Consider the following 19,426-nt stretch of genomic DNA (forward strand, 5'->3'; position numbering starts at 1 on the left):
TCTTTTCGGCGTTCCTACTTTTTGATCCCTTAGGGTTGATATGCTCAACCGACACTTTTCAGCATGGTTGATCTTGCCGCAGAGTTCAATATCAATCTTGAGTAAGGATTATCCAGCGAAGAAGCAGAGGCGCGTTGGATCAGTGCGACTGGTTGGATTCTTCTCGAACAAGTGGCTCTGGGCGTCGATAGCTATGGCACCGACTGTCTTTTGGAGTGAGGAGCTCGCCAAACTAATAAGGATAGCCGGAGCCAAATAGCTTCAGATTTAAATAGTGATTCTTGAATAAAAAGACTATGGTCTTATACTTTCGATTTGCCGAACTTTATTTTTTGAATCATCTAACTAAATCTATGAGGCTACTAATGGAAGACGTCTCCCCGGACGCAAAGACCGCTGTCAAGAAGAGCGTGGGCCCAATGTTGGGCCCTGCCTTTGTGGCAGCGGTCGCATACGTCGATCCTGGAAATGTTGCAGCAAATATTACTGCTGGAGCCAGATACGCATACCTATTGGTGTGGGTTTTGGTATTGGCAAACGCTATGGCTGTTTTGATTCAATATCAAAGCGCGAAGCTTGGGTTGGTTACTGGCATGTCGCTCCCCCAGCTGTTGGGGCAGAGACTGTCTAAGAAAAGCAGGATCTCGTTTTGGATTCAGGCAGAAATAATTGCTGCCGCCACCGATCTGGCTGAAGTCATCGGAGGAGCGATAGCCCTCCAGCTACTATTTGATCTTCCACTTCTCGTGGGCGGTGCCATCGTAGGCGGAGTATCTCTTACGCTCCTTATCTTTCAAAACGAAAAACGCCAGCGCCAATTCGAGGCGATAGTTATCGCTTTATTGGCGATAATCACACTTGGTTTTGTTGCTGGACTTTTTATTAAGCCTCCGGATCCGGTGGGCATGATCGGCGGTCTCGTGCCTAGATTCCAGGGCACTGAAACGGTTTTGATTGCGGCGTCCATGCTGGGAGCCACCGTGATGCCGCACGCGATTTATCTACACTCATCTCTGGTTAACCATCGTTTTTCGAGACGTGCAAAGCAAGACTTGCCTCATCTTCTCCGAGCTAGTCGCCATGACGTTGTTTATGCGCTGATAATAGCCGGGGCGGTTAACATCGCATTGCTGCTATTAGCGGCATCGGCGCTTTATGGCCAGACTGGCACCGACTCGATTGAGGGTGCGCATCACGCAATTGAATCAACTCTCGGCCCCGTTATTGGAGTGATTTTCGCGATCGGTCTTCTTGCTTCCGGACTCGCCTCCACATCAGTTGGCTCCTACGCGGGTTCCGAGATCATGGACGGGCTCCTTCACGTCAGGGTTCCGATTTTTCTTCGACGCATTGTCACTCTGATACCTGCGTTACTTATTCTTTGGCTATACCCAAACCCGACCTGGGCATTGGTTATTTCCCAAGTCGCGCTCTCCTTCGGCATCCCGCTAGCTATCATTCCTCTTGCTGCTTACACGCGGAACAAAGAACTTATGGGCACGACCGCAGATAGCAACGGAACCAAGTGGGCGATGAATGTGATTGTGTTTTTGATCGTAGCTTTGAACGCCGCACTTATTTTGTTGACTTTTCTAGGCGTGGACGCTTGAGGCCGGAAGAATTAGTTCAAAGTGCCTAGTTTCGTCTTGGTATTTTTGCGTATACCACTCCCCTAGTCCTTGGGTATAGCCAGCCTTCTTGTGTAATCTGCGCATTTCTATCCAGGTATTCTTTTGCTCGATCAGATAGAAGTTTCTGGGAATCTTTCAAAAGCGTTGCTAGCTGATTGGCTGTAACCTTTCGCTTTTCGGTAATTAGTTCGATTCCCACTGGAATTCCTAATTGGGCAAATCCGCCGGCTAACAGCAGAGTTCTAGCCTGAGTAGGTTCGGGCTCTTTGCCTTGAGAGATAGCGATAGCTTCGTCCAAAACGTTCGGTGCGCCCGTGGTGTCAATAGCGAAAGCGATGCTTCTGGTCTGCTCGACCATCGCTCTTAAAGCCCCTAAAAGATCCCTCTGCCTATATAGCGACCACGAGGCTACGGTGTATTCAAAACTCTTTTCTAGCCTTATCGGCCAAGAAGAATGTACGAATTCTATTTTCAGTCCTCGTTGTTTAGCTTCGGCCTCAGCTACTTCAAGCATGTCAATAGATGCATCAAGCGCCGTAACTTTACAACCGTGTTCTGCAAGGTCGAGAGCTATCCTCCCCGTACCTGTGCCGATGTCTAAGACGCTAGTTCCCGGTTTAATGACGGTTCGAAGATACGCAAGAGTGTTTACATGCTCAGCAGGATTGCCTGCGCGCTGATTGTAGCTTGACGAGTTTTTTGCCCAGAAACGAAGATCATCGGGCTCGGCGACTCTACGATTTTTGTCTGCCGCAAGGTCTTCTTTCCAAAGACGCCCGAAATCAACGATTTTTGTCATTGCCTAAATCACCAACAAATTAATCTGAAGTTCCAGGTTAAGCAATAAGTTTAACGCGCTCGTTTCCTATTTCCGAGTGCCTTCTAAAGCCAGCGAACTATACAGCTGCAAAAAATCGCCAGCACAAAAAATTTAGAGAATCTAGTTTCTCTAACGTTTCAAAAGATGAATTAGAGGTTTCAAAACCGCCTCTGACTAGGCATTATGCCTTGTCGGGCTGACAGGATTTGAACCTGCGACCCCTTGACCCCCAGTCAAGTGCGCTACCAAGCTGCGCCACAGCCCGCCGGGTCGTTTGTGACCCAATAGAGAAGAATAGCGTATCCAATACGCTTTTTACAAAGCGAACTACTTACGCTTCGCTCTAGGCCGCACGCTGATGGGTACAGGGCTCCCCTCAAAGCCAAATTCTTCTCTTAGCCTGCGCTCCATGAAGCGAACATAGCTCGCGTCCATGTCTCCGGTGGTAAACAAAACAAACGAAGGCGGTCGGCTCATTGGCTGTGTCGCGAAAAGGATTCTCGGTTGCTTTCCACCACGAACAGGGTGAGGATGAGCGGCAACAACTCGACCTAGGAAAGAATTGAGTTGACCAGTCGATACGCGAGTGTCCCAGCCCTCAAGAGACTTTTCGATTGCCTTGCTGAGTCGCTGCACCCCCCTACCTGTTAGAGCAGAGATGTTGACCTGGGGAGCCCATGACCACGCATTCAGGTCGCGCTCGATTTCCCGATCTAAATAGAAGCGTCGCTCCTCATCAGTAATGTCCCATTTGTTGAAGGCAAGAACTAGAGAACGGCCAGATTCCTCGACGCTGGACAAGATCTTAAGATCTTGCTCAGTCACGGGCTGGCTGCCGTCAATAACCACAATGCAGCATTCCGCACGTTCGATGGCTGCTTGCGTCCTAAGAAAGGCGTAATACTCGCTCCCGGAAGCCTCTTTAACGCGTTTGCGAATACCAGCCGTATCGATTAAACGGTATGGGGTGCCGTCGATATCTACTAGTTCGTCAACGGGGTCTACGGTCGTTCCGGATACGTCACTCACGACAGAGCGATGCTGCCCAGCAAGTTTGTTCAACAGCGAACTCTTACCGACATTTGGTTTACCTACGATGGCTACCCTGCGAGGCCCGCCAATTTCTTCTTCATGCTCGCTCTGTTCTGGAAGTATCTCTACAAGTGCATCAAGTAAGTCGCCGCTACCCCTGCCGTGGAAAGCGCTCACTGGCCATGGCTGCCCCAAACCAAGATTCCATAGTGAAAGTGCATCCGCCTCTCCCCTGGAGTCATCAACCTTGTTCGCTGCCAATACAACTGGCTTTTTCGACCTGCGAAGAATTTTTACGACTGCTTCGTCGTCATCGGTGATGCCGACCGTGGCATCCACGACAAAAAGAACTGCATCGGCAAGCGAAATAGCGATTTCCGCTTGCTCAGAGATGCGGGCAGCCATTCCTGTTGCGTCCTGGGCCCAGCCACCGGTATCAACCAATATGAAATCACGGCCGTTCCAGTTAGCGTCGTAGCTGACCCTGTCACGAGTAACACCCGGGGTATCTTGGACCACAGCTTCGCGCCTGCCAAGAATTCGGTTGACAAGAGTCGATTTGCCGACGTTAGGGCGACCAACGACAGCAACTACCGGACGGCTAGGAACATTTTCACTCACCTATTCAGGCTAGCCGACATGTCCAAAGCTGAACAAAGAAATTTAGAGCAAATCTCCGGGAACCAGAGAAATAACCTTTTCGATTACTTCTTGGAGGCTGAGGTCAGAATTGTCTAGAAGCTCAACGCCAGGTGCCGGTTTTATAAACTCATTCACCTTCGAGTCAGCTTCGTCGCGCCCAATCACCTGCTCAGTGACGGTCTCTAGATCAGCTGCCTCAGCAACCTGGGCCGCACGCCTAGCCACCCGTTTCTGCGGATCCGCGACAAGAAGAACACGCAACTGAGCATCGGGAGCCACGACAGTCGTAATGTCCCTACCCTCCACTACAATCCTGCCGGAGTTCTTGATGGTCTCACGCATCTGGGCAGTCAAAAAGTCGCGAATGGGCTGGATGCGGGCATATTTTGAAACTGACCCCGAAATATCGGGTGAATGGAGCTTAGCCGTCACGTCTTTACCGTTTAGCCGAACTCTGAAATCTTTCGGATCAGTGATGAGCTCGAGAACGATTTTCTCAATAGCCTCCTGAACCTGCTTTTCATCATCAGCTTCGACGTTATTTTCGAGACCGTACAGAGTGAACGCACGGTACATCGAACCGGTGTCCAAGTAATCAAGCCCTAGTTTTTCGGCTACGCCTTTAGAAGTTGAAGATTTTCCCGAGCCGCTTGGCCCATCCATGGCAATAACCAAATTAGTCATAAGAGAGTCTGCCTTCTTCCCAATGCTGGCGCAGAGCAGAGCGTAAGATATCGGCTTGCTCGATTGCTACCTGGATCCTTAAGAAACCAAAGTTCCTGTGTACATCGTGCTCCATCGAAATGTCTTCGATGTTCACTCCGGCCTCTTCAGCAACTCTAAACATGTTAGCCATTGCACCAGGCTTATCAGGAATCTCTGCCGTGACAGTGACCAACTGGTCAGGAGACTTGCCAGCCCTAGCAGGAAGAGCCTTCCTGCCCTGACGTCCACGTGAAAGCAAGTCTGTGACGATCCGAGGATCGTCCAGATTCTCGATTAGCCTCGACAGGTCTTTTTGCACCTTAATCAACTGATTGCGAATCTCTTCTGTATTGGCAGCGATAATTTGTGACCAAAGTTCTGGGTCCGAACCAGCGATCCGCGTTACATCTCTGACTCCCTGGCCCGCCAATTGCAAATCTTCTGAGGGAACGTCCGTGAGGCGAGCCGCTGTCAAAGAACTCATTATTTGAGGAACATGACTGATTTCGGCAACCGCACGATCGTGTTCCGTCGCGCTGCGAGTAACCGTGCGTGCGCCTGCAGCGGTGCCAAGCATGAAAGCGCGTCTCACTACCCAATCGGGGTTGCCATAGGAAGCCGTGACTACCCACGTCCGATCTTCAAAAAGATCGGACGTTGCGGTTAGCGGTCCAGTATGAGCGGATCCTGCCATTGGATGCGAGCCGATGTAACGCTCTTGGTCTGTGCTGCCATCAAGCTCTTTTTCAATTTGCTTTTTGATGGACGCTACATCCGTCACTACGGCATTTGGGAATTCTTTAAGAGAGATACGAACAACCTCTGAAACGTCCTGTGGGGGTGTAGCCACCACGACCAGTCGAACTTCATCTTGAACCGGTCTCTCCAAAACTCCTGCACCGCGAGCTGCAGCGATCTGCGCATTAGCCGTTGAGGAATCACGGAGGTGAACCTTCACACCCCTCGACATCAAAGCGCAACCTATCGAAGCTCCGATTAAACCGGCGCCGACAATTACGGTCGGCGAAATTTCCGCGAAGCTCGGTTCAGATAATTCTTTCGTATCCATCGTGATCAAAGCTTAGTCGCAAGCCCTGACGGAGGTTTTCACGTCCGGGCAAGTGGGACAAACGGCTGTCAGAACCTCCGATCAGTCCTTCATAGTGGAGAAATACTTAGCCTCTTTGTGGTGCACAACAAATGCATCTGTGGATTGTTCAGGATCCAGCTGGTACTCCTCAGATAGGTGAACACCAATTCGTTCGGCGTCTAGCGCATCGACGATTTGCCTTCGCATATGCAAATCTGGGCATGCGCCATAGCCGAAGCTATATCGGCTTCCCTGGTAAGCCTGCTTAGCTACCTGGGCTTCGATTTCCCCGTCCTCACCAGCAATTCCTAGTTCCTGACGGATCCGATGGTGAGTCCATTCGGCAAGTGCTTCTGCAAGCTGACAGGAAAGTCCGTGCATCTCCAGATATGCGCGGTACTCATTTTTTGCGTACATCTCGGCCGTCTTTTCGCTGACCTTGCTTCCGATGGTAACTATCTGAAGACCGATTACGTCTAGACCTTGCTCTTCAGCTTCTTGCCTATCGCGAAAGAAATCCGGAATGCACAATCTGCGATTACCGTTTTGGCGAGGAAATGTCCAAGTGAAAAGTTCATTCTTGGTATCTGGATCGCAAACGATCAGATCTTCGCCCTCTGAAAAACACGGGTAATAGCCGTATACGACGCCGAAGTCGAGAAGCTTTTCTGACTGCAGAGTTTCCAAAAGTCCCCTGAGCCGAGGCCGCCCCTCACTCTGAGCTAGCTGCTCATAGGTCATCCCGTCTTTGGTTCCTCGCAGGCCCCAGCGGCCCATGAGCGTTGCCTTCTCGTCAAGCCATTCGGCAACGTCTGAAAGCGTCATCCCTTTTAGAACACGATTGCCATAGAACGGAGGTTCAGGGACAGGGACGCCGCGGGCTACCTCTGAGCGTTCGGTTGAATGCTCGGTATTCTTCTTAGCTACCTTTTTCACTCGCCGTTTCCTAGGCTCGGGCAGCTCCGCACCAGGTTTTCCAGCCTTGATGTCCATGATGGTGTTCATCAGAGTCAGACCCTCAAACGCGTCCTTGGCGTACTTAACGGTGCCCTTGTACAAAGCGGTCAGATCTTCGTCAACGAACGTTCGAGTCAGCGCTGCTCCACCAAGAATCACCGGATACTTAGAAAGTCCTCTAACATTCAACTCTTCTAGATTGTCTCGCATCACCATTGTCGACTTAACGAGCAATCCGCTCATGCCGATTGCATCTGCGTGGTGCTTTTCAGCAGCCTCGACGATTGAGGAAATAGGTTGCTTAATGCCTAGATTGACTACGGTGTATCCGTTATTGCTCACGATGATGTCAACAAGGTTCTTACCAATGTCGTGTACATCGCCTTTAACCGTTGCTAGTACAAGCGTTCCTTTCGAGGTCGCCTGCTCGTCCGATGTCATGTGCGGTTCAAGATACGCTACAGCTCTCTTCATGGTTTCAGCTGCCGCTAGAACGAATGGAAGCTGCATCTTTCCCGCGCCGAATAATTCACCAACGGTTTTCATCCCCGAAAGAAGGTCCTCATTGATGATTTCAATGGGTTCTTTTTCTTTCATGGCAAGGTCGAGGTCATCCTCGAGACCCATATCGTTGCCATCGATGATTCTCTGCCCAAGCCGTTCGTTCAGCGGCATGGAGCTCAGCTTTGCTTCACGCTCAGCTTTAACGTCTGCCTTAGAGACGTTCTCGAATAGCGTCAGCATCTCGCTTAGAGGATCGTAACCATCTTTGCGTCGGTCATATATGAGGTCTAATGCCACTTCGACCTGACGCGGCTCGATCTGATCTAACGGCATAATTTTTGCGACGGAAACGATCGCAGAATCCAGCCCTGCCTTGACGCATTCATCTAAAAACACACTATTCAGCACGACTCGGGCAGCGGGGTTCAGACCGAAACTGATGTTTGAAAGGCCAAGAGTAGTGCCTACTCGCGGATGAGATTCTTTTAGCCGCCGAATGGCCTCGATGGTTTCGATGCCATCGCGACGGGTTTCGTCGGCACCTGTCGCAATCGGGAATGTAAGGCAGTCGACAAGGATATCTCCCTCATCCATCCCCCAGTTTTCCGTCAGATCTTTAATCAGTCGCTCTGCAACCTCGACCTTATGGTCTGCGGTTCTCGCCTGACCGGTTTCATCAATGGTCAGCGCAACCACGGCCGAACCGTGTTCGCTGACCAGCTTCATCATTTTGTTAAAACGAGAATCCGGGCCATCGCCGTCTTCGTAGTTAACAGAGTTTACGATGCATCGTCCAGCAAGTTTATTCAGCCCCGCTTCAATTACTGCGGGCTCGGTGGAGTCCAGCATCAACGGCAGTGTGACGGACGTGGCGAATTTGGCTGCACCGTAAGACATATCTTGCGATCCATCGCGACCCACGTAGTCGACGCACAGGTCAAGAACGTGCGCCCCCTGACGCAGCTGTCCCCTGGCGATGTCTAGGCACTCGTCCCAATTGCCCTCCAGCATCGCCTCTCTAAACGCCTTCGAACCGTTGGCATTCGTACGCTCGCCAATTGTGAGGTAGCTAGTATCCTGCTTAAGCGGAACGTCAGAGTAAAGAGATGAAACCGAGTTTATTTTCTTTACTACTCGGTCTTTTAACGGGTGGTTATCACCAATGGCCTCACGAACCATTCGAATGTGCTCGGGTGTGGTGCCGCAGCATCCACCGACCAGGCACAAACCGTCTTCGGCAATAAATTCGCTAAGGGCTTTCGAAAGCTGATCGGGAGTAAGATCGTATACCGCTCCTTGTGATGTCAACTGTGGAAGACCCGCGTTAGGCATTGCAGAAACACCCATCTTCGAGTTTCTAGATAGGTAGCGAAGATATTCCCTCATCTCTGTGGGCCCAGTAGCACAGTTCAATCCGAGAATGTCGACGCCAAGCGGTTCGAGAGCGCATAGTGCGGCACCAATCTCAGATCCAAGAAGCATAGTTCCAGTGGTCTCGACTGTTACGGAAACAAAAATTGGGAGGTCAATGTTTGCGTCCGACCTTGCGCGTTTAGCTGCGATGACAGCTGCCTTAGCCTGAAGAAGATCCTGCGCGGTCTCGATCTGGACCGCGTCGATACCGCCTCGAATCATCGCAGATATCTGCGTGTAATAAGCGTCACGCATATCAGTGAAATCGATTTGTCCAAGCGTGGGCAACTTAGTGCCAGGCCCGACACTACCCAAAACGAATCTCGGCCACTGCTCCGTCGAAAATTCGTCAGCTGTTTCTCTGGCTAGTTTCGCCGCACGAAATGCCAGATCGTCTATCTGGTCTTCGATTCCATATTCGGCGAGTGCAGCCAAGTTCGTGCCGAAAGAGTTGGTCTCAACCAGATCGCTTCCTGCCTCGAAATAGGCACGATGAATGTCCTTAACTACATCGGGTCGGGTGCGGTTAAGCACCTCATTGCAGCCCTCGAGTCCTTCAAAATCCTCAGGTTTGATGTCTGCAGCTTGCAGCATCGTCCCCATCGCTCCATCGGCTAGCAGAACTTTGCTGAATAAAACATCAGATAAACGCACGCCAACTAGACTAGTTGGCCGCCCAAGCGGCTTACTAATGCGTTTGGCATTAGAGTTAACACATGCGTATTACACCCAGCATTCTAAATGCAGATCTAGCTAACATTGCCGGCGAGGTTGCCCGCATTCCTAGCGCTGATGGCGTTCACGTTGACGTGATGGATAACCACTTCGTTCCTAACATGACCCTGGGGCTGCCAGTGGTTGAGGCGCTGAGGGATCACACCGACCTGCCCATGGATATTCACCTAATGATTGATAATCCGGACACCTGGGCTCCGGCTTTCGCTGAGGCGGGCTGTGAATCAGTCACTTTTCACGTTGAGGCTTCAAACGCCCCGATTAGGTTGGCTCGGGAAATCAGAAAAGAGGGAGCCCGAGTTTCGATGGCGTTGAAGCCCGCCACTCCCATCGAACCGTATGCCGACATGATCAATGAACTAGACATGATCCTGCTCATGACAGTTGAACCAGGATTCGGAGGCCAAAAGTTCTTAGATCTGGTTCTCCCCAAGATTCGCCGAACTCGAAAGTTGGTAGAGGCAGCAGGTAAAGAAATCTGGATCCAGGTCGACGGCGGAGTTTCGCTCGAAACGATCGAGCGTTGCGCTGAAGCGGGCGCAGATACCTTCGTAGCTGGATCCGCCGTCTACAAGGCAGACGACCCAGACAAGATGGTAAACGACCTGCGCCAGAAGGCAGAAGAAGCAGTTAAGTAATTCTTTTAGTCGCCACCGTGGCCGTTTTGGTCGCGGTGGCGCAAAAACCGTTCTAGTTCATCGGCGATTTCGTCGCCGGTGTTTTCTTTGAGGTCTTCAGTATCTTTAAGATCTTCCAAGCGATCCACGTATTCCCTAATGTCTGGGTCGCTGCCGGCGGCAATCTCAACGTTTCTTTCCCATTGGACTGCTTTTTTAGGCAACTCAGCTTCGTCTAGACAAATGTCTAGCGCGTCAGAAATCTTGCGAATCAAAGCCAAAGTCGCTTTTGGGTTCGGTGACGTAGCGACATAATGCGGAACGGATACCCACATCGAAACGGTTGGGATACCAGCCGCCTGCAAGCTACTACGTAAAATGCCTGGGATACCCGTTGGGCCCTCATAGGTAGGCTCCTCACAGCGAAGACGATCTCGCAGAGCCGCGTCATCACTGTAGACGCGAACAGGCAACGGCCTTGAATGCGGCGAATCCGTGAGCATGGCTCCCAGTATGACTGCCTGGCTTGGATGCAAGCTCTCGACTTTCTCCATCACTTGCTTCAGGAACGTTTTCCATTTGAAGTTTGGCTCCGGCCCACCGAGAAGAATTAAATCCCTGAACCGGGTACGAACAAGCTGAAAAGTTGTTTCGGGCCAAATCGTTGCGGCACCTTCCGGACCACGCACGACCTTAGGGCGGTTAACTTGGTAATCGTAGAAATCCTCGCCGTCAATCTGACAAATCGTGGAAGTATCCTTGTAGGTCTCAGATAAATGATTGAGAACGTCGCTAGCTGCCTCCGCTGCATCGTTCCAGCCACTAAATGCAGCGATGAGCGCAGGAGAGCGCAACCCCAACGAGTCGAGATCGTCAAAACCAAATTTCAACGCCATGATTTTCAATTCTATGCAAACACACCAAGCTGGTTACGACTCTTCGTCTAGCCTACGGATCAGTGCAGCGAACATAGCATCCGTTCCGTGAATGTGCGGGAAGAGCTGGATGCATTTGGAATTCAGCCTGCTTTTAGCTTCGGGAACCTCTGGTAATAAATCTGGAGCATCGAGAAGCTCGTAGCCTTCGGGAAGGTTGCGGACTATTTCTACGGTCTCCTGCGGATGTGGAGAGCAGGTTACGTACGCCACTACCCCGCCCGGAGATACTGAGCTAAGAGCGGTTTCGAGTAATTGTTTCTGAAGAGGGGCCAGCTCCGCCAGATCTTCCCTTGTGCGTCTCCAGCGTGCCTCGGGTCTTCTGCGTAATGCGCCAAGGCCCGTGCAAGGAACATCGGCTAAGACTAAAGAGAAGGCAGCAGGTTTCCATGACGGATAACGCCCGTCTGCGACGATTACTTGCCAACGGTCTTTGTACGCCCGCAACGCAGAGCGAACTAGGCCAGCGCGATGCTCGTGTAATTCTGCTGAAACCAGCGTTTTAGGCGCCAAGCCCCTAAGCAAGGCGGATTTACCACCTGGTCCTGAGCACATATCTAGCCAGACTCCCGAAGCGTTAGCTGCTCGGGAGGCGGCAAGAACAACTAATTGACTACCTTCGTCTTGCACCGCAGCCTTGCCGCTTCTTACGAGAGAAAGCTCGCTAGGGTTACCCGGTCTGCTTGCCGCCCAAGGAGAATACCTAGCGGGGCTGGCGCCAGAAAGATCTTCCCTTTCGCACAAACCTGGCCTAGCTACAAGCATGGGAATAGTTGGCTCGTTATCGGCCTCAAGCCAATTCTCTAGCTCCTCAAGGTCTGGCTCTTCGCCCAATGCCGAAAGTAGCGAATCTACAATCCATCTTGGATGAGCGTGTTTGAAACCTAGCGAATCAAGATCATCAAAGTCCTGGGATATTTCTGCTACGACCTCAGCAAAGGAGACTCGACAAAGCTTACGAACAATTGCGTTGACTAAGCCAGTAACTCGCTCACCAACAACGATGCCTGCTAGGTCGACGGAAGTTGCGACTGTAGCGTGCGATGGCGTGCGCATCTTGAACGCCTGGTGACAAGCTAGGCGAAGGATATCGACCACTTCGGGCTGCAGATCGTAAAGATCTCTACCGCTTACGAACTCGATTATCTCGTCGTACGTGCCTTGCATACGACAAGTGCCAGCCACCAACTCGGTGACGAACGCCGCATCCTTGCCGCTTAGCCCACTGCTCGAAAGCCTTTTGTTTAAGGCCAGGTTTGCGTAAGCACCGTCTGCGTTAATCTCCTCGAGAACCTCGTAGGCGACACGCCGAGGCAAATCTATCCGACGGTGTCGAGATTTATACGAGCCTGACATTTTCCAGTTCATCCTTGGGTATACCACGAGCCCAGTCAGCGCCGCTCATCGGCTTCTTGCCGGCAGCCTGCACCTTCAACAACTCCAACTCGCCATCCTTAGCGCCCACCCAAAGATGCTTTCGGTCAGCAAACATCTGTCCTGGCTCAAGCTGGACAGGTGCCTCATCGGGGCTAGCCAGTAGAATCTTAAAACGAGCGCCATTCAGCTGGCACCAAGCTCCGGGGGCAGGGCTAGCTCCGCGGACTATATTGCAGATTTCAGCTGCAGGCCGCTTCCAATCGATTCTCACTTCAGAAGAGCTGATCTTCTTTGCGTAGGACGTTTCCCCCGGCGGCTGAGGCTTTGGTTCCTTTCCTGCGGCGATTTCATCGATAGTCCGGACCATAAGGCTTGCTCCACTGATAGAAAGTGCCTTAAGCACGTCGCCGGCGACATCCAGCGGACCAACGTGATGCGATATTTGACGATAAACCGGGCCTGCGTCTAGCTGCTTAACTAGCCTGAATGTTGTTGCCCCAATTTCTGTTTCTCCTGCCATCAAAGCTCTCTGTACAGGAGCCGCCCCCCTCCAAGCTGGGAGCTTAGAAAAGTGCAGATTGATCCACCCGTATTTGGGGATGTCTAAAACCTCTTGAGGCAGTAACGCGCCAAAAGCAACAACCGGGCAAACATCCGGTTTGAGTGCACGCAATTTTTCAACAAACTCTGGACTTGAACGGTCGATCTTAATGACGTCTACGCCCATTTCTTCCGCCATCTCGGCAACGGGAGAGGCGGTGAGCTTCTTCCCACGGCCTGTCGTGGCATCTGGACGAGTGACAACTGCCGCTATTTCGTGGCCGGCCTTAGCCAGCGCAGCTAAACTTGGGACGGCCACCGACGGGGTGCCAGCAAAAACTATCCTCACCAATTCAACGATAGTCCTAGCCGAGGCAAATAGTGAATTGGATCCCCTACCTAAGCGGTCAAAAACCTAGTTTGAGGCCAAATCCGGATAGGACGATGACGCTAATTCCTAGCAGTACGGTCAGACCTACCACAGTAAAAATAATGTAGGCGAGAACCCGTCCTGCTTTGTGTTTAGGCCCAGGATGCTCAGGGGTGTCGCCGCGCTCTGCCCCGGCTCCCCAGGCAAGCAGTCGGATACCAACCGAATATAGAACTGGTAGGCCTGCACCAAGGACCAGGCCAACTATTAGGACGAGGGCGAATTCTCGAACGATGTTTATCAGAAAACTCAACAATCATTTCTGTTCACCTGCCGAGGTTCGCTTAGCGAAAACATCGTTTTCATCTGCAAAATCGATTTCATCGTTTGGCTCAATGTTGCGATTATCAGACCACTCGTCATTTACGTTGCTCGGGTCGACCCTTGTTGCGTGCGAAAGTTTGTACATTCCAAAAGCTAGGCCAACCATGATCAGAAATATCAGAATGCCGCCCGTAACAGCACCAACGAAGTAACCTATGTACCAAGCGAAAGCACCGATAAGTGCGGCGCACGGAAGGGTGGTTGCCCATGCGACAAACATTCTCGCGGCAAGCGACCATCTAACTTTTGCACCTGGCCTTCCAACTCCAGAGCCCAAAATTGAACCAGTTGCTACGTGAGTCGTGGAAAGCGCGAAGCCCCAGTGACTCGAGGCCAAAATTACCGCAGCGGATGCGCATTCAGCAGAGAATCCTTGAGCAGGGGTAATCTCAACCAAACCCTTACCAAGAGTGCGAATAATTCGCCAGCCGCCTACGTAGGTGCCGCTTGCTATAGCGAGAGCACAAAGGATCTTTACCCAAATCGGTATGGCGTCCGTCTGATGCCAGGCTCCCGAACCGATCAATGCAAGCGTGATGACGCCCATCGTCTTTTGGGCGTCGTTTGTGCCGTGCGAAAGAGAAACAAGCGCCGCGCTGCCGATCTGAGCCCACCTGAACCCCGCATCCACGTATCGCTTAGCCGCGCCCTCTACAACCTTGAAGACCAACCTCACGCTGATTGAGGTGATGATAATTGCTACTAATGGAGAAATAAGACCCGGGACAACGACCTTGCCAATGACGCCATCGATGGTTCCGTTCTCACCAATCCACTTGACTCCTCCGAATCCTAAACCTGCTACTGCGGCTCCAACTAGACCGCCGAACAGAGCGTGAGAAGAGCTAGATGGTAGGCCTCGTAGCCAAGTGAAAATATTCCATACGACGCCCCCCACCAAACCGGCTAAAAGGATCAGCAGCAACGCGGTCCCATTGTCTCCGGTTAGATCAGCACGCGGTGTTCCGTCAGGATTTTGAATGTTAATTACAGCGTTAGTGACCGTCAATGCCACCTCCACTGAAAGGAACGCTCCGATCAAGTTTAAAACCGCGCAAAGTGTGATTGCCTGCTTTGGCCGTAACGCTTTAGTGGCGATCGAGGTGGCCATCGCGTTGGCTGTGTCGTGGAAGCCATTAGTGAAATCGAAGCCTAGAGCGGTAACAATTACCAGCAGCAGAAGCACGTGATCGGTGAGCACAATTTCATGTTATACAAATATTAATAAAAGGTTACATTCGAGTGAATACTTTTCAGCCAATATAGCCCCGACAAGCATCAGAGCTAAAGGTCTTCAGGATCAACTTCTACTCGCACCGCAGGCTGCTTCTTCGCTGATCTTGCCGCAGCGGTGGCTTTGACATTTTTGACTAACTCTCCAGCCGCTGTGAGCGGTGCGCTGATTAGCAAACTAGATAGTTGCTCATCAGATAGCTTTTCTTGCTGCAGCGGTACAGGCCCCAGCATTACAGTTTCTCCGCTAACGGGCAGATGCTTAGCGAAATCAGAGACCGCTTCGTTAGAACCTTGTATACGAACCATCTTTTTAGCCGGCGGGAAACCAGCCTCGACTCGATCTCGGAATTCGCGAACTGCAAACTTCGCGGGGTCCAACTGAACGAGCGACTGCACCGCCCTATCGCTGTTTTCCCCTACGACGCAGACAGTGCCACCGTCGGCTGCCTGCCTGACTAGTGATACCGCGTTGAGCCATCTTCTTAAAGTTTCCTCTCCGGCTCGTAGATCTGGTCTAGAAAGCATTCGGTCGCCGTCCAGAAGGACGGCGGCTGAATAACCAAATTCCGCTACCGGTTCTGCCCCTGGCGTAGCAACAACTATCGACGGATTTTCATCCACGCTTTCGATGATTCGATTGCCAGAGCTAGAAATAATTCGATGTCCGGGAAAAGCTCTGCCCAACTCCTCAGCGGTACGCGCTGACCCAGCGGCAGGAGCCCTCAGCCTAGTGGAATGACAATTAGGGCACTTCCAGCCGAGAATCAATGTGGCACACCAGCTACAAACAAGCTGCCTACCGGCGTTAGGCGAAACTTTCATACCAACCGGACCATTGCACTTGAAGCAGCGGACCATCTGACGACAGTTATCGCAAATGAGCGTAGGCAGGTAACCAGCTCTCGCAACTTGTACTAGCACTGGCCCACTAGTCAAACCGATCCTTATAGTCTCCACCGCTCTCAGTGGGATCCTCGCCAATCGAGCAGCAGGGTCCCGCTCTAAGGCAATGTCAGAATCGACTGCGGCTCGCACAGCCGGTGAAATTTTTCTAGTGGCACCTGGGTCTCGTTCTATCCCTATGAGCCAGCCACGATTCAGCCACGCCTGCATCTCGGCTGTACGAGCATGCGAGGCAAAAAGCAGTGCGCAATTTTCCAAGTTAGCTCGAAGCGCAGCGACATCTCTGGCGTGAGGGTACGGCGCTCTTTGCTCTCTAAGCAAATCATCGCCATCGTCCCAAAGACATATCAACCCTAGATCGTGCATCGGCGCATAGACGCACGCTCGAGTGCCTATGACTATCTTCGCCTGTCCCCTAGAAACAGCAAGATAATTTCGGTACCTAGCAGATTTACCAAGATTCGAATGAAGCTGCGCGATTGCGCCTGTACCGACAATTTTGGCCATCCGCTGCCTGAGCCGTTCAACATCTTTAGCATCGGGAACGACAACTATGACTCCACGGCCCGTTTCTAGAGTCGCGGCAATCGCCTGGATAAAACCAGTGATCCAGTCATTTTCTGGCCTAAAAACCGGCGAGGCCAGCCAGTGAGCTCGAAGACGGTTGCCTTCCCGAAGTCTCTGCAAAAATTCTGCTCCTGCCGGCATCTCTAACAGCCCACCGGAAGGGATCCCGTTCGTTTTTGGTGCCGGCCATTGCCTTTGTGCAGCCTTTTCAGTCGTTGCGTGCCTTGGCACAACTGCAAGACGAATTACGTCTGCTAGCACACCTCCGTAATGAACTGCTACTGCCCTAGCTAGCTCATATTGTTCGGGGCTTAAGACCTGCTCCGAGGAAACAATTGTGCTTAGCGGAGCTGGTTTTATTCCAGGAGCCGCCTTATCGGCGAGTTCAATGACATAGCCATCGACAAGGCGGCCCGAAAATCTGACTCTGACACGAACGCCAGGTTTGACTGACTCCTCGTATTTATTTGGAACCGAATAGTCGAAAAGCCGATCCAAATGAGGCAGCGAAACGTCAACTAAAACCCTGGCAATGCTCATTTAGCCTCTAACCATATTGGCAAGCTTGTCAGCTAGGCCGGTCTCCTCCCAAGCCATACCTGGGCGCTTCACACCGAAGTGACCGTAGCAAGTGAAATTAGAGTAGATCGGCGACCTCATTGCGAGATTCTCAACGATCGCAGCAGGACGCAGATCAAAAAGCTCGTTAACCGCTGAGGCAATCTGCTCTTCAGGGACAGAACTCGTGCCAAAAGTATCTACATAGACGCTGGTCAGACGAGCCTTACCGATGGCGTAGCTCAACTGGACTTCGCACTTTGAAGCAAGACCGGAACTAACAACATTCTTAGCCACCCAACGAGCAGCATAAGCTGCAGAGCGATCTACCTTAGAGGGGTCCTTACCGCTGAAAGCGCCACCGCCATGACGAGCCATTCCGCCGTACGTGTCGACGATGATCTTCCTGCCCGTAAGTCCCGCGTCACCCGCCGGGCCACCTGTAACGAAACGTCCAGTCGGGTTAATCAGTAGAAGAGGGGCCTTGCCACCAAAACCATTTTCTTCCAAAACTGGGCGAATGACGTAACGCTCAATCTCTGGAGCTAGAACTTTTTCAAGATCTACATCCGGAGAGTGCTGTGTCGAAACCACTACCGTGTTCACGTTCGTGGGGAAGCCGTCCACGTAATCGATGCTTACCTGCGTTTTACCATCGGGACGAAGATAGTCGAGCTCGCCATTCTTACGAACTTCAGTCAGCCGGTACGCCAGTCTATGGGCAAGCATAATTGGCAGCGGCATTAGCTCAGGAGTCTCGTCGCATGCGTAACCGAACATCATCCCCTGGTCGCCAGCACCTTGGCGATCGAGATCATCAACCGCGAGGCCGTTTCTGATCTCCCAAGAGTCGTCAACGCCCTGGGCGATGTCCGGAGACTGCTTATTCAACGAAACCATGACGCCACAAGATGCGCCATCTATACCTTTCAGAGCAGAGTCATAGCCGATCTTCAGTAACCGCTCCCTGACTAGCTGAGCGATGTCAACGTAGGCTTCGGTGCTGGCTTCTCCAGCGACAACAACCACTCCATTAGCAACCATCACTTCAATAGCTGCCCTAGTGTTCGCATCTTCTAAGAGCATGCCGTCCAACACGGCATCAGCAATTGAATCAGCTACCTTGTCAGGATGGCCTTCGGTAACAGATTCCGAAGTGAAGGTTCGCATCCAGTTCTCCTAGTTATTTTCGGTGTGTTTCTTTATAGCTTCTATGATCGCCCAAGCCACTGACATTTTTTCGCCCTGACTTTCTGCGAGCACACCTTCAGAATTAATAATTATTACCTCGTTTGAGTCCTTGCCGAACACATTTCCATCAGAAACGTTGTTCAAGACCAAGAGATCAGCGCCTTTTCGCTGAAGTTTCGCCTTACCCAGCTCTAGTAATTCATCATGATTAGAAGCTGTCTCAGCAGCAAAACCAACGACCAATTGCTCAGGTTCTTTAGCTTCCACCAATCCAGCAAGGATATCTTCGGTCTGCTGGAGGCTGAGGCTGATCCCCTGATCGCCATCTTTTTTAATCTTTTTTGAGCTGGCTTCAACCACAGAAAAATCTGCAGGAGCGGCCGCCATGATCGCAATATCATTCGAGGGCAGAAGCGACTGCATTTTTGCGTTCATATCGCCGGTGGTGACTACATTCTCCACAGTAGTTGCGGCCGGATCAGGCAAACTCGTATTTGCCGAAACCAGAGTTGTTTCTGCGCCCCGAAGCCTAGCTGCCTTCGCGATCGCGTAGCCCATTTTTCCGCTGCTTCGGTTTCCTATGTAGCGAACTGGATCAATCGGTTCTTGGGTTCCTCCAGCGCTGACCAAAATCCTCTTCCCCACGAGATCTTGTTCAGCAGCACTTCGAGCTGCGTCCGGATGCTCAAGAAAAAGAGCGGCCGCCTCGACGATCTCATTAGGATCTGGGAAACGCCCAGCGCCTGAGTCCCTACCGGTCAAACGACCACTGGCTGGTTCCTTAACCACTACTCCCCTAGAACGCAGAGTTTTTACGTTCTCTACTGTTGCCGGGTGCTCCCACATCTGAGTATGCATCGCTGGGCACAGCAAAACGGGTGCTTGAGTAGTGAGGAGAATCGAAGTCAACATGTCATCCGCCCTACCGCTTGCAGCCCTCGACAAGAAATCTGCAGTAGCAGGTGCAACGATGACTAGATCCGCACTAGTGCCGAGCCGGACATGAGCCACACCGGGTACGTCTTTAAAGACGCCGGAGTAGACGGCGTTTCCAGATAGAGCTTCCCAGGTAGTCTCGCCGACAAATTTTAGAGCCGCCTCTGTGGCGACAACCGTGACGTCAGCGCCCCTCTCACGGAGCCGTCTAACGATCTCGGTTGATTTGTAAGCAGCGATACATCCGGTGACGCCAAGCACCACACGCATTTTGAGTACCTCT

Annotated in this window: 15 protein-coding genes and 1 tRNA gene; 2 read left to right on the forward strand and 14 right to left on the reverse strand. The window is 51.8% G+C overall.

Annotation, left to right across the window (positions count from 1 at the left end; genetic code table 11):
• Positions 1-365 precede the first annotated feature (365 nt).
• Positions 366-1,610 (forward strand): Nramp family divalent metal transporter, encoded by a 1,245-nt coding sequence (locus HMPREF1255_RS02545; RefSeq protein ID WP_016456130.1) that lies wholly within the window; start codon positions 366-368, stop codon positions 1,608-1,610.
• A gap of 25 nt (positions 1,611-1,635) precedes the next feature.
• Here HMPREF1255_RS02545 and HMPREF1255_RS02550 read toward each other — a convergent pair whose 3' ends face one another.
• The 6 genes from HMPREF1255_RS02550 to metH form a co-directional block, all read right to left on the reverse strand.
• On the reverse strand, positions 1,636-2,430 hold the full coding sequence (locus HMPREF1255_RS02550) for a class I SAM-dependent methyltransferase (RefSeq protein WP_016456129.1): 795 nt from the start codon (positions 2,428-2,430) through the stop codon (positions 1,636-1,638).
• 212 nt (positions 2,431-2,642) lie between these two features.
• Positions 2,643-2,716, reverse strand: a tRNA-Pro gene (locus HMPREF1255_RS02555).
• A gap of 62 nt (positions 2,717-2,778) precedes the next feature.
• Positions 2,779-4,104, reverse strand: a complete 1,326-nt coding sequence (gene der / locus HMPREF1255_RS02560; protein WP_016455989.1) for a ribosome biogenesis GTPase Der — start codon at positions 4,102-4,104, stop codon at positions 2,779-2,781.
• 42 nt (positions 4,105-4,146) lie between these two features.
• Positions 4,147-4,809 (reverse strand): (d)CMP kinase, encoded by a 663-nt coding sequence (gene cmk, locus HMPREF1255_RS02565; protein ID WP_016455988.1) that lies wholly within the window; start codon positions 4,807-4,809, stop codon positions 4,147-4,149.
• Positions 4,802-5,899 (reverse strand): prephenate dehydrogenase, encoded by a 1,098-nt coding sequence (locus HMPREF1255_RS02570; RefSeq protein WP_016455987.1) that lies wholly within the window; start codon positions 5,897-5,899, stop codon positions 4,802-4,804. Before HMPREF1255_RS02570 ends, cmk begins: the two co-directional genes overlap by 8 nt.
• Positions 5,900-5,980: 81 nt before the next feature.
• The gene (gene metH / locus HMPREF1255_RS02575; RefSeq protein WP_024110622.1) at positions 5,981-9,448 is read right to left on the reverse strand and encodes a methionine synthase; all 3,468 of its coding nucleotides are present in this window, start codon (positions 9,446-9,448) and stop codon (positions 5,981-5,983) included.
• A gap of 62 nt (positions 9,449-9,510) precedes the next feature.
• Here metH and rpe point away from each other — a divergent pair, with 62 nt between their 5' ends.
• On the forward strand, positions 9,511-10,167 hold the full coding sequence (gene rpe, locus HMPREF1255_RS02580) for a ribulose-phosphate 3-epimerase (protein WP_016455985.1): 657 nt from the start codon (positions 9,511-9,513) through the stop codon (positions 10,165-10,167).
• Between the two features lie 5 nt (positions 10,168-10,172).
• On the opposite strand, the gene HMPREF1255_RS02585 is transcribed toward rpe, so the two are convergent.
• The 8 genes from HMPREF1255_RS02585 to coaBC form a co-directional block, all read right to left on the reverse strand.
• Positions 10,173-11,042, reverse strand: coding sequence for a PAC2 family protein (locus HMPREF1255_RS02585; RefSeq protein WP_016455984.1), 870 nt, complete (start codon positions 11,040-11,042; stop codon positions 10,173-10,175).
• A gap of 33 nt (positions 11,043-11,075) precedes the next feature.
• Complete coding sequence (locus tag HMPREF1255_RS02590) at positions 11,076-12,437, reverse strand: RsmB/NOP family class I SAM-dependent RNA methyltransferase (protein ID WP_024110738.1); 1,362 nt, start codon at positions 12,435-12,437, stop codon at positions 11,076-11,078.
• A complete protein-coding gene (gene fmt, locus HMPREF1255_RS02595; protein WP_016455982.1) occupies positions 12,421-13,347 on the reverse strand; it encodes a methionyl-tRNA formyltransferase in 927 nt (308 codons plus the stop codon). Before fmt ends, HMPREF1255_RS02590 begins: the two co-directional genes overlap by 17 nt.
• Before the next feature lie 58 nt (positions 13,348-13,405).
• Positions 13,406-13,681 carry a hypothetical protein gene (locus tag HMPREF1255_RS02600; protein WP_155948436.1) on the reverse strand — a complete coding sequence of 92 codons (276 nt, stop codon included), beginning with the start codon at positions 13,679-13,681 and terminating at the stop codon, positions 13,406-13,408.
• A 3-nt stretch (positions 13,682-13,684) separates the two neighbouring features.
• Entirely contained in the window at positions 13,685-14,953 is a 1,269-nt protein-coding gene (locus HMPREF1255_RS02605; protein ID WP_024110955.1) for an inorganic phosphate transporter, read from the reverse strand.
• An 83-nt stretch (positions 14,954-15,036) separates the two neighbouring features.
• A complete protein-coding gene (locus HMPREF1255_RS02610) occupies positions 15,037-16,998 on the reverse strand; it encodes a primosomal protein N' (protein WP_024110563.1) in 1,962 nt (653 codons plus the stop codon).
• A complete protein-coding gene (metK, locus tag HMPREF1255_RS02615) occupies positions 16,999-18,186 on the reverse strand; it encodes a methionine adenosyltransferase (RefSeq protein ID WP_024110630.1) in 1,188 nt (395 codons plus the stop codon). It abuts the gene before it with no gap.
• Between the two features lie 9 nt (positions 18,187-18,195).
• A complete protein-coding gene (gene coaBC / locus HMPREF1255_RS02620; RefSeq protein WP_024110522.1) occupies positions 18,196-19,413 on the reverse strand; it encodes a bifunctional phosphopantothenoylcysteine decarboxylase/phosphopantothenate--cysteine ligase CoaBC in 1,218 nt (405 codons plus the stop codon).
• Between the last annotated feature and the right edge of the window lie 13 nt (positions 19,414-19,426).

The organism is Propionimicrobium sp. BV2F7 (assembly GCF_000510445.1).
In the GTDB taxonomy this organism is placed as follows: domain Bacteria; phylum Actinomycetota; class Actinomycetes; order Propionibacteriales; family Propionibacteriaceae; genus Propionimicrobium; species Propionimicrobium lymphophilum.